General features: G+C 67.0%; 10 protein-coding genes. All 10 read left to right on the forward strand.

Going from position 1 to position 14,909, the window contains the following annotated elements; all coding sequences use genetic code 11:
- Positions 1–75 precede the first annotated feature (75 nt).
- The 10 genes from U3649_RS04820 to U3649_RS04865 all read left to right on the forward strand — a co-directional run bounded on the left by U3649_RS04820 (position 76) and on the right by U3649_RS04865 (position 14,893).
- Positions 76–924: an OmpA family protein gene (locus U3649_RS04820; RefSeq protein ID WP_407353747.1), complete on the forward strand. Its 849-nt coding sequence runs from the start codon at positions 76–78 to the stop codon at positions 922–924.
- An 11-nt stretch (positions 925–935) separates the two neighbouring features.
- A complete protein-coding gene (locus U3649_RS04825) occupies positions 936–1,451 on the forward strand; it encodes a transposase (protein WP_407353748.1) in 516 nt (171 codons plus the stop codon).
- Between the two features lie 103 nt (positions 1,452–1,554).
- Positions 1,555–2,199 carry a LuxR C-terminal-related transcriptional regulator gene (locus U3649_RS04830; RefSeq protein ID WP_407353749.1) on the forward strand — a complete coding sequence of 215 codons (645 nt, stop codon included), beginning with the start codon at positions 1,555–1,557 and terminating at the stop codon, positions 2,197–2,199.
- A 387-nt stretch (positions 2,200–2,586) separates the two neighbouring features.
- On the forward strand, positions 2,587–4,713 hold the full coding sequence (locus tag U3649_RS04835; RefSeq protein ID WP_407353750.1) for a DPP IV N-terminal domain-containing protein: 2,127 nt from the start codon (positions 2,587–2,589) through the stop codon (positions 4,711–4,713).
- A 119-nt stretch (positions 4,714–4,832) separates the two neighbouring features.
- Positions 4,833–6,056, forward strand: a complete 1,224-nt coding sequence (locus U3649_RS04840; RefSeq protein WP_407353751.1) for a serine hydrolase domain-containing protein — start codon at positions 4,833–4,835, stop codon at positions 6,054–6,056.
- A 195-nt stretch (positions 6,057–6,251) separates the two neighbouring features.
- Positions 6,252–7,277, forward strand: coding sequence for an N-acetyl-D-Glu racemase DgcA (gene dgcA / locus U3649_RS04845; protein WP_407353752.1), 1,026 nt, complete (start codon positions 6,252–6,254; stop codon positions 7,275–7,277).
- A gap of 69 nt (positions 7,278–7,346) precedes the next feature.
- Positions 7,347–8,309 (forward strand): LysR family transcriptional regulator, encoded by a 963-nt coding sequence (locus U3649_RS04850; protein WP_407353753.1) that lies wholly within the window; start codon positions 7,347–7,349, stop codon positions 8,307–8,309.
- A gap of 107 nt (positions 8,310–8,416) precedes the next feature.
- Positions 8,417–11,587, forward strand: coding sequence for a TonB-dependent receptor domain-containing protein (locus tag U3649_RS04855; RefSeq protein ID WP_407353754.1), 3,171 nt, complete (start codon positions 8,417–8,419; stop codon positions 11,585–11,587).
- Between the two features lie 6 nt (positions 11,588–11,593).
- Positions 11,594–13,936, forward strand: a complete 2,343-nt coding sequence (locus U3649_RS04860) for a DPP IV N-terminal domain-containing protein (protein ID WP_407353755.1) — start codon at positions 11,594–11,596, stop codon at positions 13,934–13,936.
- Positions 13,937–13,969: 33 nt separating this feature from the next.
- Complete coding sequence (locus U3649_RS04865) at positions 13,970–14,893, forward strand: serine hydrolase (RefSeq protein WP_407353756.1); 924 nt, start codon at positions 13,970–13,972, stop codon at positions 14,891–14,893.
- Positions 14,894–14,909 lie beyond the last annotated feature (16 nt).

A 14,909-nucleotide genomic window follows, 5' to 3' on the forward strand; every position in this document is an offset into this window, starting at 1 on the left:
GGGAGCGCCGGAAGGCGCTCTCGAGATCCGGCCGGACGGCGCTGCCGCCACCCTCCAGTTCAGGAAGCATGGATCATGAAGAAACACACGAGAGTCGATTGCCGGGCCGGATTCGGGCTGTGCGTTGCCGGTGTCGTCGCGCTGGCGTTGACCGCGTGCGGAACGCGGCATGTCAGCAGGGACGTCACGCCGGACGGGCGCGCCGGGGAGGTCGTGTTCCCCGACGTCGACCGCATCGCGCTGACGGAAGGCACCTTCCCGAACCTCGAGAGCCTGCGCACGGTGGCCCCCGGCGTCACCAAGGAGCAGCTGTACCAGCTGCTGGGCCGTCCGCATTTCCGCGAGGGCTTGTACGGCGTGCGCGAGTGGGACTACCTGTTCCACTTCCGGACCGCGGACGGCGTGGTCACCTGCCAGTACAAGGTGATCTTCGACAGCGAATACCGCGGCCGGAGCTTCCTCTGGGCGCCGGCATCCTGCGCCGGCCTGCTGGTCGATGTGGAGCCCGAATCCGAGCCGGGGTCCGTGGCGGAACACCGCTTCGATCTGGCGGGCGACGCGTTGTTCGCGTTCGCGCGACACGACATGGAGGACATCCTGCCCGGCGGCCGGGAGCGACTGGCCGAGGTGGCCGGTCGGTTGAAGGCGATGCGCGATGTCCAGGTGCGCGTGGTGGGGCACACCGATCGGATCGGAAGCGAGTCGGACAACCTGCGGCTGTCGCAGCGGCGCGCGGAGGCAGTGAGGCGGTTCCTGATCGGACGGGGCGTGCCGTCGCATGCGATCTCGGCCCAGGGGCGTGGCGAGAGCGAGCCGGTCGAGGAATGTACGGACGGCCTCGGGCGGGATGCGTTGGTGACCTGCCTGCAGCCGAACCGGAGGGTCGAATTGGTGGCGTCGGGGCTGGGTGGCAGCGCAGAGTGAAGTGCCGGACCGTGCCATTCCGACAGGCGCGGGAAGCGGCCGCCGCCGCCGATGCCTGCTCCGCCGCAGGCAGAGCGGGCGGGTTCTCATGCGGATCTGCGTTCTACGGCAGGGGCTGGTCCGAGCAAGGCGTTTCCCTGCGCGTTTCGGCCAGCCGCAAGCTCGAGAGCGAATGGGACGTGCTGCGGCGCATGGACGATGCGGCTTGGCGGCGGATCTCGGACGCTCTGCCAGGCAAGCTGGGGGCGCGTGCGCGAAACGGGCCGGAAATGCGCCGTTCCGTCGAGGCGGTGCTGTGGGTCGCCGGTACGCGCGCACGCTGGAAGGACTTGCCGATCGTTTACGGTCCATGGCGCAACAGCTATGTCAGCTTCGTGCGCTGGACCAGGGCCGGCTTGTGGGAAGCGGTGTTGTCGCAGTTGAACGACAAGCCTGTCTTGCGGGAGGAGTTGGCCATGCTGGTCGAAGCCTACTGGGCCAGGCATTATTCGCGGCGGCTGGCGGAGGGGTTGCCCGACGGCAGCTGATCCCCGCCCGGTACGGGCGATGGGTGCGGAGGCCGGTCGTCGGGCGGGCAGGGCTGTTCGAAACGCATCGCGGCGGGGCGGCGACCGGTGCCGCCAGCGTGTCATGAACGGTCATCGCGGGCAGGCCCCGCGCGTTCTCATTGCCGACGGCCACCCGGTCGTCATCGTCGGCGTGTGGGCGCTCGTGGAGCGGGCGCTGGATGCAGTGCGGATCGTCGGCACGGCCGTTTCCGGCGCGGAACTCCGCCGGCTGCTCTGCGCAGAACCCTGCGAGCTGCTGATCATGGACGATCCGATGCTCGGCCACGACGGCGAGGGGCTGCGGCTGCTCAGGGACATACGCCGTATGTATCCGCGGCTGCGGGTCGTGGTGCTGACCATGGCCGCCAGCCCGGCGATCCTGCGCAGCATGCTGGGGCTGGGCGTCCACGGCCTGGTGGACAAGGCCGTCCCGGCGGGCGAGCTGATCGCCGCCGTGCAGCAGGTGGCAGGTGGGCGGTCCTACCTGTGCGGCAGCGTACGCCGGCGGCTCGAGGCTTCCCGGTGCGGGTCAGGCGTGGTCGCCCTGTCGCCGAGGGAAGCGGAAGTGCTCGGCCTGTTCGTGCAGGGGATGACGGTGACGCAGATCGCCCGCGCCCTGCACCGTAGCCCCAAAACCGTCAGCCGGCAGAAGAACGACGGCATGCGCAAGCTCGGAGTGAGCAACCACAGCGAGCTTTACCTGTACGCGCGTGAGCATGGGCTGTAGCGGCATGGATGAGCACCAGCTGGAATAGCCGAAGTCCGCCGTTGACTGATGCACACCTGGGCCAATGATCGAATAGCCTGGGGTTATACACCCCGCGGGCTTTTTCATTGGCGACCCATTCGCCCCCTCGCTAAAGTCGAATCGGGGGTCGAGGATGACGGTGCCGTCTTCAGTCAGCAGGCATGGGCAAGGCCTTTCGCCCGACGGTGCTCCATGTCCGCCCTCGTCAGGCGCAACCATTGCGCAGGCAGAAACGCGGTTCCGGATACAGCGAAAACGGTGGCAGCTTTGGACGCTGGTGTGAGCATACGGGCCAGGTGGCGATTGCGCGGAGCAGTTACGGCATGCGCTCTTTACGCGTCCGCGTGCATGTCCGCGCCCCCCGTGGTGACCGCCGACGACTACCGGCGTGCCGAGCGCATGCTGCCCGATTCGGCGGCGGCCCTGGTCGACGGTCTGAAACTGAAGCCGCACTGGATCGGCGAAGGCAGCGATTTCTGGTACCAGACCCGTCGCGACGGCAAGCCTCGGCGTCTCCTGGTGGACACGCTCTCTGGCGAGCAGCGACCGATACTGGAGCATGAGCACCGTCGGGAGCGAGCGGACGAGGCGCTGCCGGGGGCGGCCGTGTCCCCGGACGGGCGATGGGTGGTATCGATGGCGGACTATGACCTGCAGGTGCGCCATCTCGGCGAAGAGCAGGTGCGCCGCCTCACCCGCGACGGCAGGGCAGGCCATGCCTACGGCAGCCGGTCGGGTCTGCAGGTGCCTCCGGCCGCGGACGACGCCTCCCCGGTCGTGTACTTTTCCCCGGATTCGCGCCGCATCCTGACCTACCGCCTGCATTACGCGGACGTTCCCGAGTTGCACCTGGTGCAGGCCCGTGGCGGCGACCGGCCGGACTTGCGCAGCTACCGCTACGCCATGCCGGGCGGGCCGGTGGCAGAAGCCGAATGGGTGATCCTGGATCTGGCGGATGGCGCCCGCGTGGACGTGCGGCATCCACCGACGCCGATCCGGCCCAACAGCGATCTGCAGGTTCAATGGAGCGATGACGGCCGCCGCATCTTCTTCCTGGAAGAGGAGGCCGGGTTCGCGCGGGCATGGATCCGGGCGATCGATGCCGACACCGGCACCGTGCTCACCCTTCTGGAAGAGCGCACCGACACCGTGCTGGATCGACAACCGATCTTGCGGGTCTTTGGCGACCGCTCGGAACTGATCTGGAGTTCGGAACGCGACGGCTGGCGGCACCTGTACCTGGTGGACGCGCGCACTGGCGGAATCAAGCGACAGCTCACCCGGGGCGAGTGGAGCGTCCAGGCCCGCCATGGCGTGTTGCATGTCGATCCCGAACAACGCTGGGTGTATTTCATGGCGCACGGCCGGGAGACGGGGCGCGACCCGTACTACCGTCACCTGTACCGGGTGCGCCTGGACGGGACCGGGCTGACGCTGTTGACGCCCGAGAATGCGGACCACAGCGTCGATTTCTCAGCGGACGGAGCGGTGTTCGTCGATACCTATTCGCGGGTCGACTCCCCCCCGGTGTCGGTGCTACGCATGGCGTCCGGTCAGCAAGTGGCCGAACTGCAGCGCGCCGACATCCGGCGTCTGCTTGCGACCGGTTGGCGCGCCCCGCAGCCATTCAGCGTGAAGGCGCGTGATGGCAGCACCGACCTGTTCGGCGTGATGTTCCTGCCTTCGCATTTCGATCCTGACCGGCGCTATCCGGTGATCGACAGCATCTACCCCGGGCCGCAGAACACCCGCGTGCCCAAATCTTTCACTTTGGACCACGCACAAGCGTTGGCCGAACTTGGCTTCATCGTGGTCCAGATCGACGGCATGGGCACACCGAAGCGCTCGCGCGCATTCCGCGAAGTGTCTTACCGAAACCTGGGCGACGCCGGCGGCCTGGACGACCATGTCGCAGGGCTGCGCCAGCTGGCGCAAAGCCGGCCATGGATGGATCTTTCGCGCGTCGGCATCTACGGCCATTCGGGCGGTGGCTTCGCGTCGGCGCGCGCGATCCTGGCCCATCCCGATTTCTATAAAGTGGCGGTGTCCTCGTCCGGCAACCACGACCAGCGGATCTACCACGCCGGCTGGGGCGAGCGTTACCAGGGGTATCCGCAGGGGGACAACTACGCCGGACTGGACAACGCTTCCCTGGCGGGCGAGTTGAAAGGCAAGCTGCTGCTGGTGCATGGCGACGCCGACGACAACGTGCATCCGGCCCACACCTTGGCGCTGGCACAAGCGTTGATCGAAGCCGGCAAGGATTTCGATCTGCTGATCCTGCCGGGCCAGGCCCACGCGTTCGAGGGACGCGCGAACGACTACTTCATCCGCAGGCGTTGGGATTATTTCGTTCGCCACCTGCTGGGCAGCGAGCCGCCTCCAGGCTATCGCCTCGGAAGCGACGTCGAAGTGGACCGAACCACCGATCGGGACCACGACGGGACAGGCCCGCGGGCCGACCCGTTCTTGCCGCAAGGAGAAGCACCATGAAATCAAGCGCTGGATCAGGATCCGGGAACGCGCAGCGCGGCACCATCGCGGCGTCGCATACGGCCAGGCGCACCGTCGTTCCTTCGCGCCGCACCCGCTCCCGCCGGCTCCTGCGCGGGATGGTCTGCCTGCTCGCCATTTCCGCGTGGTCGCCCTTGTCGGCGTTCGACCTGGGCGGGGCCGCTGCGTGCGTGCCGGCAACCTTGTCGGAAGCGGAAGCGTCGGCCCGCGATGCGTACCTGGAGCAGGCCTTGCGCGACTGGCAGACACCGGGAATGACCATCGCCGTCGTGCAGTGCGACAAGCCCGTGTTGACCAAGGGATACGGAGTACGGAAGCAGGGTGCGCCCGAGCGCGTCGACGAGCACACCCTGTTCGCCTTGGGTTCCACCAGCAAGGCGTTCGCGGCGGCGACCGTGGCGCTGCTGGTCGACGATGGTGCGCTGAATTGGGACGACAAGGTCCAGCGGTTCCTGCCTTGGCTGGAGGTCTACGACCCGTGGGTCGCCCGGGAGCTCAACGTACGCGACCTGCTCACGCAGCGCCTGGGGACGAGCTATCGGGACGAGAACCTGCTGCGCAAGGGGTCGAAGAACGCACGCGATCAGTTGATGCGCAGCCGCGATCTCGCACCGGTCTCTCCGTTTCGCGCCGGCTACGTCTACAGCAACAACATGTTCATCGCCTCGGGCGAACTGGTGGCTGCGGTCTCCGGACAGCCATGGACCGAGTTCGCACGCGAACGCCTGTGGCAGCCTTTGGGCATGTCCCACACAGGCGCCGACTCGAAAGTCGCGCGGGCGCAACCCAATGCGGCGTCACCCCACGCCGGGCGGCCCGGCGGGCCGGCGGCGCCGATCGCTTGGGACTATCCGGACGCGGTGGCCGTCCCTTCCGGGGGCGTCAATTCCAACGCGGTCGATGTGGCCCAGTGGCTACGCTTCCAGCTGTCAGAAGGCGCCATCGGCGACCGCCGGCTGATCGACCGCGGCGTGTTCCGGCAGATGCATGCGCCCCAGACCGCCATCCCCGATCCGGGCGCCGCGCCGGACGTGCAGACCCAGTTCCCGGACGCGGCGCGGAATGCGGGGCGAATGCGTTTCTGGTCGTATGGCATGGGTTGGTACGTGACCGAGTATCGCGGCCGCACCCTGGTGTATCACAGCGGCACCATCGACGGATTCAGGACCGGCATCGGCCTGCTGCCCGAGGAGGGGCTGGCGGTGTACGTCAACGTCAATCGGGTGTCCCGGCTCCCCATGGCGTTGATGCTGCGACTGTTCGACCAATACCTGGGCGAGACCGACGCCGACTGGAGCCGGCTGTACCTGGATGACGAATAGGGATTTCCGTGCACCGGTCGCGCGAGCCAGGCGCGGGCGGCCGTTGTTGATCGCGTCGATGCGCGGCGGAGATGACGGCCCGGCCGCTCCGGACGACGACGCATAACGGCAAGTTATGCACCTCTTGTGGGTTTTCATTGGCGCCCATCGCCGGCGCGCGCCTATCGTGGCACCTCCGAATTGAGGCGAGCGCCGATGCCAAACGCACCACTCGAACTCCATGTGGCCCATGAGCATTGGCCCCTCAGCGCACCGTTCCGAATATCCCGCGGCGAGCGACATGCCGCCGACGTCGTGGTCGTGCGTCTCGGCAAAAGCGGGACGCATGGATTCGGGGAATCCTCGCCCTATCCGCGTTACGGCGAAACCGTCGCTTCTGTGATCGCCCAGATCGAACGTCTGCGCCCGATGCTCGCCGAAGGATTCGATCGCCGGCAGCTGGCATCCCTGCTTCCGCCGGGAGCGGCAAGGAACGCCGTCGACTGCGCCCTGTGGGACCTCGAGTCCCGGATCGACGGGCGGAGTGTCAGCGATACGCTCAGGCAACCCGTGATCGGCCCGATCCCCTGTTTCCGCACGCTCAGCATGGACACCGTCGAGCGCATGGCCGATACGGCCAGGCGGGCCGGAGGAGCCGGCACGTTCAAGGTCAAGGTCGATGCCACCGACCCGATCACGATCATCCGCGCCGTTCGCGATGCGGCTCCCGACGCGCATCTGATCGTGGATCCGAACGAAAGCTGGAACATCGAGCTGTTGCAAAAACTCCAGCCGCTGCTGGTGGAAAACCGCGTCGCCCTGGTCGAGCAGCCGATTCCCGCCGGGCAGGACTCTGCGCTCGAGCAAGTGAACCTGGACATCCCGGTGTGCGCTGATGAATCCTGCCACACGCTCGAAGATCTCGACACGGTCGCCAGGCGCTACCAGGCCATCAATATCAAGCTGGACAAGACCGGAGGTCTCAGCGCAGCCCTGGATCTTCTCGAGGCCGCAAGGCGAAGAGGGCTCGACGTGATGGTCGGCTGCATGGTGTGTACCTCGCTGTCCCTCGCTCCCGCACTCCACGTCGCCCGGCATGCCGATTTCGTCGATCTCGACGGCATGATCTGGCTGCGCCGGGACCGGAAAGGCGGACTGCGACTCCTGGACGGACTGTTGATGCCCCCGGCACCGGGTTTCTGGGGCGACCCGGGCGGCCTTTCCCGTCTCGGCAGCGCTTGAGCGCCCTGGAGCACGCAAGCGCACAAGGTGGCATCATCAAGGCCCGCTACCGAGCGACCGTTCCCTGACATGCGCCTGCGGCACATCGAACTTTTCTCGGCCATCCTGCAGACCAGGACACTGACCGGGGCAGCGCAACTGCTCAATATCTCGCAGCCGGCGGCGACCAAGCTCCTGCAGCAGGTCGAACGCCAGCTCGGCTTTCCGCTGTTCATTCGCGTCCACGGCAGGTTGCAACTCACCGAAGAAGGCCATGCGCTGAAGGAGCGGACCGAAAAGATCTCGGACGACCTCCGCGACCTGCAGCGTCTGTCGGCCAATCTGCGGCAGTCGAGCCAGCAATTACTACGCGTCGTCGGGACCTTCACCCTGGCCAGCGCCCTGATCCCCAGGGCGATCGCCGCAATGCCGCCCGCGTTCCGCGAGGCTTCAATCGAGCTGTCGGCCCATCATTCCCGCGAGATGCTGTCCTGGGTACTGCTGCACGAGGCGGACATCGGACTGACGCTGCACGAAATGGCGCATCCGGGCATCCGCCAGCAACTCATCGGAGCGGTGCAGCTGATGGTCATTGCGCCACGCGGCTGGTGGGCGCCAGAGGAGATGTCCAGGCCGCTTCCGTTGGCGGAGCTGTCGGAGATGCCCATCATCGGCATCGCCACGAGCGATTCGCTCGGCCGCGTGGTCCGCGGCCAGTTCGAGCGCATCGATCCCCAGCCCAGGATCCGCACGTGGGTGCATACTCCCAAGATCGCACGTGCACTGGTGGCGAGTCGCCAAGGGCTGGCATTGGTGGATGCGTTCACCGCGCTCGACAACAACGACGGCGAGGTCGATGCGCGCCTCGTTTCACCCGAGTTCGAACTGCCCCTGTATGCCGTGATGCGAAAGGAGGACACGCCGACCGCCATCCAACGGGCATTCCTCACGCAGATCGCCCCCCAGCTGCCGACTCGCATCCATGTCGCTGCTATGCCACAAGACCCGCAACACACGGAACTATCGACCGGAGAACGGCGAGCGATTGAATAACCTGGAGTTATGCTCCGCCCGGATAATTTCATTGGTGGCCCTTTCGACCCGTTGCTAGGATCGAACGCGATCGCAGTATTCAACGCCATCCTCTGGGGGAGGTCGCCATGCCGAATATCACGGTGCTCGAGCGCATTCGTTCGATCTCCTGTCCCCGCCATCCTCTCTCACATGCATGCGCGGTCGCCATCGCGCTGTGCTGCACCGCGGTAAATGCGCAGGAGTCCAACGCTCCGGCCATGCAGACGCCGCCGGATGCTTCAGGGGCGGCCCCCTTAGATCGCGTCGTGGTCGAAACGCAGGCGGTCGAGGCGCAAGAGGAGGAGACGGCATCGGAAGCATCAGACGCACAGACGCTCGAAACGGTGACAGTGACCGGCTCTCGCATCCGACGCACCGGGGCCGAGTCCAACCACTCCCTGTCGGTGATCGGCAAGGAGAAGATCGAGGCCGCTTCGACCGCCAACGTGATCGACCTGCTCAATGAAGAGCCACAGATGAGCCTGGGGACCGACTCCCAGGTCAACATTCGTTCTTCCGGTATCGGCGGAGACAAGAACACGGGTGTCGCAACGGCCAACCTTCGGGCGCTGGGGAGTACCCGCACGCTGACGCTGGTCAACGGTCGGCGCCATGTGGCCGGAACCACGGCCAGCAGCGCGGTCGATCTGAACACCATCTCGAAGACATCGCTGGAGCGGGTCGAGATCGTCACCGGCGGCTCGTCCGCGGTCTATGGTGCCGACGCCATCGCCGGCGTCATCAACCTGACCACACTCCAACAATTCGACGGACTGCGGGGCACGGTGCAGCTGGGAACGACCGAGGACGGCGGCGGAGACACCCGCAATTTCTCGATCACCGCCGGGAAGAACTCCGCCGACTATCGCGGCAACGTGATGCTCTCGGTCAGCCACGACCGCGAGGAACCGCTCTACTGGATCGACCGCAGATGGGGGTTCGAGTCGGGAGGCATGCGCGGAAGCCTGAGCTATGTCGCCAACCCCGAGTACACCGGCCCGGACTCGTCGGTGCCGCGGTTCGTGCCGATGGCCGGGGTGAGCGGGATCACCTATCGTCAGTACGGCCATCCCGTCATCACAACCCCGATCGGCTCGTCGCCCGCGTACAGCTACAGTTTCGACGATGCCGGCAACCTGATCCCCTTCGATCACGGCACTCGCCTGGTCAACAGCCAGGGGCAGCTGCTGACCTCCGCCGTAGACTGCCCGGATTGCTACATGAGCTACCAGCTGGGCACCGCGCGCAACGAATTGGAGCGGACCGGGATCGAACTCCAGGCATCGTATTGGCTGCTGGAAGACGGCGATGGCGCGATCCGGAGCGCCGACGTGTTCTTCGAGGGCAAGCGCTACGAAGTGGAGGCCATGCAGCTGCATGGCTATTCCAGCTTCGCCGGTTCCGGCCCTTCCATCGGCAACCGTGGCGGGTACGCGATCCGCGCGGACAATCCGTTCGCGCCCACCGAGCTTGTGGACCTGATGCAGTCCCATGGATTGACCCATGTGGACGTGACCCGGATCAACAACGATTTCGGCCAGGACGTGGACGAGATGCGCGCCGCCCTCGAAGCCGGGCGCCCGCTCCGCAACCGCGGTGCGCTGCTGGACATGCACGGGGAGTACAAGACCGAGCGCTATGTCGCCGGCGTGCGCGGCATGCTCGGCAACGACTGGAACTACGAGATCTACGGGAACTACGGCAAGACGCGCGCCAGGTTCACCCAGAGCGACTTCATGGACACGTTGTTCCGGCAGCAGATCGATGCCGTGCGCGACCCCGATACCGGGCAGATCGTCTGCCGCTCGACGCTGACCGACCCCGGCAACGGCTGCGTCCCGATCGACATCATGCGGGTGGGCAGCACCAGCATGGAAGACCTGGCCTACTCCTACCGGCGTCCCGTGCTCAGCGACACCATCGTGCAGAAGAACGTGGCGGCCAGCGTCGATGGCACCTTGTTCAGCTGGAACTCGCCGGGGTCGGGGGCCGAGCTTCCGGTCGACTTCGCCGCCGGCGTGGAATATCGCCGCGAGTTCAGCAGCGCGGTTCCGGACGCCGACGGCCTGTCCGGCGACCTGTTCTACATGGGGCCGCGGGTCGCCACGGTCGGCCGCTATTCCAGCTGGGAGGCGTTCGCCGAGCTCAACCTGCCGCTTCTGAAGGACGTGCGGTTCGCCGAGTCGCTCGAAGTAGGCGCGTCCTACCGCTACCAGAACTACACGACCACCGGCAGCGACGGCAGCTACGGCTTTTCCGGCAGCTGGACTCCGGTTTCCGATATCAAGTTCCGCAGCGCCTTCGCGCACGCGGTGCGGGCGCCGAACGTCCACGAGCTTTACGCCGGCACCGAACAGGGCGTGGCCAACATCACCGATCCCTGCGACATCCGCTACCTCGACTCCGGTCCGGCCCCGGCCAACAGGGCGGCCAATTGCCGGCAGCTGCTCGGCGACGCCGCGGGCGACTTCCTGCAGACCCCGCACTCCAAGCGGATCATCCAGCAGGGCAATACCGGCCTGGACGCCGAGACCGCCGACACCATCACCGCGGGCGTGGTGCTGGCGCCCCGCTGGGTGCCGAACCTGACCCTGACGGCGGATTACTTCTCCATCGAGATCGAGGGGATCATCACCAGCCTGGGCGCGACCCAGATCGCGGAGAACTGCGTGGATTCGCCCACCCTGGACAACCCGTTCTGCGGGAACGTGAGCCGGGACGCGAGCGGAAACATCGACGTGGTCGTCTCGCAGGTGTTCAACCTGGCCCACTACAACACCCGCGGCTGGGACTTCGGCGCCTCCTACTCGCTCGATCTGGACGATCGCGGCCGGATCGTGATGAGCGCCAAGGCGACCAACCTGCTCGAACTGATCTACGACCCCGACCCCACCAACCCGAGCCTGCGTTCGCGGCAGGACCGGGTGAACTACAGCCCCAAGTGGCGCGGCAATTTCACCACCGGCTATCGGCGCAACGGCTTCAGCGTGGACTGGAACGCGCGCTATCTCGGCAGCGTCATCCGCAGCTGGAACGACCGGGTCGGCGATTTCTCGATGACCGATGCACACGTGAAAAGCGGCAGCTTCATCCAGCACGACTTGCGCTTCGGATACGACACCGGCAATTACCAGCTGTACGTCGGCGTCAACAACGTCTTCGACCGCTACGCGCCGATGAAGCCCTTCACCTACCTCAGCCCCATGTATCCGCGTTTCGGACGCAACTACTACGCGGGGGTGAAGGTTGATTTCTAGCCTGCCATGAGGGCGCTTCACGCCGCCCGGCGCACCCGGCGGGCGGGCGCCTGGGCCGCGGTCTGCCTGCTGGCGATCCCGACGTACGACGCGGATGCCGGCGACATGGCCCGGCGCTACGCGAGCGCGGCGACGTTGCAGGATGCGGGCGCGCTGGTATCGCGCACCCGGCTCGCCCCCAGGTGGTCGCGGGAATCCGGCACCTTCTGGTACCTCGATCGGCATCGCGGCCGCAAGACGTTCGTCTTCGTCGATCCGGAACGCAACCTGCGCGTCCCCGCCTTCGACCATGCCCGCCTGGCCGCGGCGCTCGGACGGGCCGGGGCCGACCGTCCGGATCCCGGGCGCCTGCCCTTCGACGATTTCGTCTACCGCGACGGCGGCACGCGCATCGGCTTCGACAGCGGCGGAAGGCACTGGCTGTGCGACCTGTCCCGATACGCGTGCCGCCATGCCGCCTCGCCGCTCGGCGCCGGTCCCGGCGAAGTGCTGTCGCCGGACGGCGAATACGCGGTCTTTCTCAGGGGCCACAACCTCTGGCTGCGCGAGATCGCGACCGGACAGGAGCGCGCGCTCACCACCGATGGACGCGACGGACATGGTTACGGCAACGAAGGTTTCGGCACCTCCACGCTGAGCGATGTGAAGCTGGGGCGCCCCCGCCCTCCGCAGGTCGCGTTCTCGCCCGACTCCCGGCGGCTGCTGACCTATCGCATCGACCTCCGTCCCCTGGCGACGCTCTCCCTGCTCGAAACCGCTCTCGGCGGCCGCCCCCGCATGCACGCCTACCGCTACCCGGTGGCGGGCGATCCCGGGGTTCCCCTGGTGCGACCCGCGGTCATCGACCTGCGCGACGGCAGCCGAGTCGACGCGGCATTGCCCCCCTTCCCCCAGCTGACCAGCTTCGGGATGCGGATGTGCTGGAGCCCGGATGGATCGCACGCATGCTTCATCGAAGAAGCGCGCGGCTATCGCGAGGCCCGGCTGCACGTGATGGACGTGGCTACCGGGCGCACCCGCGTCGGCCACGCCGAACGCAGCCGGACCCACGTCGACCGCTATCCGCTGTTCGCGCTGCTGGGCGACGGGTCGCGCGCGATCCTGTCTTCCGAACGCGACGGCTGGAAACACCTGTACCTGGTGGACACCCGCAGCGGGGACGTCGTCGAGCGCATCACCAGCGGCGCCTGGAACGTCCGCGAGCTGCTTCACGTCGATGAAGACGCCCGCACGGTCCACTTCACCGCGGGCGGCAGGGAAGCGGGAATCGACCCCTATTACCGCCAGCTCTACCGTGTGCGCCTGGACGGATCCGGCCTGGTCCGGCTGACCAGGGGCGACGTCGACCACGCGATCGCCTTCTCGCCCAGCGGACGCCATTTCATCGAAACCGCTTCGCGGATCGACGCGCCGCCCGTCTCGCGCCTGCGCAGTGCGGACGGCACCCTGGTGCATGAATTGCAGCGCGCGGACGTGTCGCGCCTGGTCGAGGCGGGCTGGACGCCGCCGGAGCCGTTCCGGGCCAAGGCCGCGGACGGCACGACCGACCTTTACGGCGCGATCTTCCGCCCCAGCGACTATTCGCCGGACCGCCGCTATCCGGTACTGGATGCGATCTATCCGGGGCCGCAGACCATCCGCACCGTGAAATCGTTCGATGTCGAACGCATGGCATCGGAGCGTGCGCTGGCCGAGCTGGGTTTCATCGTCGTCACCATCGACGGCCGCGGTACGCCGCTCAGGTCGAAGGAATTCCTCGATGCCAGCCATGGCAACCTCGGCAACGGCGGCCACCTGGAAGACCACATCGCCGTCCTGCGGCAGCTGGCCGGGCGCGACCCGGCGATGGACCTCGATCGCGTCGGCATCTATGGCCATTCCGGAGGCGGCTACGCCGCGGCGCGCGCGCTGTTGACCCATCCGGACGTCTACAAGGTCGCGGTCGCTTCGGCGGGGAACCACGACCTGCGCAGTTATTGGGCCGAATGGGGCGAACGTTTCCAGGGATATCCCGTCGACGCGAGTTACGCGCAGCAGGCCAACACCGCGCTCGCATCGCGCCTGCGAGGCAAGCTCCTGCTGGTCCATGGCACCCTGGACGACAACGTCCATCCGGACGCCACGCTGCAGCTGGTCGACGCTCTGGTCGATGCCAACAAGGACTTCGACCTGCTGCTCCTGCCCAACCGCAACCATGGCCTGCGCGACCTCACCGGAGGCGCTGCGGGCGGCCATCAGGATCCCTACTTCCTGCGCAGGCGCTGGGACTATTTCGTCCGCAATCTCCTGGGGGAGGCGCCGCCCGCCGGATTCGACCTCGGCCGAGCGCTCTCCGGTTCCACCCACTGACCCACCGCACACCCAAACGCGCGAGTCCCGACCATGTCCCGTATATGCAAGCTGTCGACCTCGATCCTGCTCTTTGCGGCGCTGCTGCTTCCGCGGCCATCGCATGCCGAGCAGGCGAACCTGGAAATCTTCGCGCAGAAGTTCGAACGCCAGCTCCGGCAGATCGCCGACGAGACCCCGGGCGTCGTCGGCATCTCGGTCATCGATATCCGCACCGGACGGGAGTACGGAACCAACCGCGACCTGCTGTTCCCGACCGCCAGTTCGATCAAGCTGCTGGTCGAGGTGGCCTTTCGGGTCGGCGTCTCCGAAGGCGGCATCGACCTCGACGAAAGCGTGGTCGCCGACTTCGGCCAGGGGCGGCGCGGGTACACCCTGCGCGAGGTCAGCCACCTGATGATCGACCGCAGCGACAACGACGCCACCAACATCCTGATCGACAGGGTCGGGATCGGCCGCATCAATGCCGTGGCCTCGCGGCTGGGCCTGTCCTCGATGCGCCTGCGGCGCGGCATGATCCGGCCGGAAGACAGCGCATCGGGCCGCGAGAACCTGTCAAGCCCCGCCGATGGCGCCCGCCTGATGGTGCGGATGCTCGATTGCGACCTGCCCATGCGCCGCGACGTGTGCGAGCGGATGCGCGAGATCGCCTTCGGTACCTATCCCGAAGGCCCGGTCAGGCAGCAGATCCCGGCGCAGGTGCCCGTGATCCAGATGCCGGGCGGGTTGCCGGGCGTGCGCAACTCGTGGGCGGCGGTGAACCTGCGCGGGCGTCCGTTCGCGCTCGGCGTGATGGGGCATTTCGGCGATACCGAACGACACACGCGGATGATCCGTGATGTCACTGACGTGGCATACGGTTATTTCCTGGTCCTGTCAGAGGCCACCGACCATGGCGTGCGCGTCGGTGTTGACGTGCTCGAATCCGCTGCAAGTTCCGAAGCTCGGCATCCCTGACCCATGTGGAGCGCCA

The sequence above is a fragment of the Luteimonas sp. R10 genome, from assembly GCF_045689605.1.
GTDB lineage: Bacteria > Pseudomonadota > Gammaproteobacteria > Xanthomonadales > Xanthomonadaceae > Luteimonas.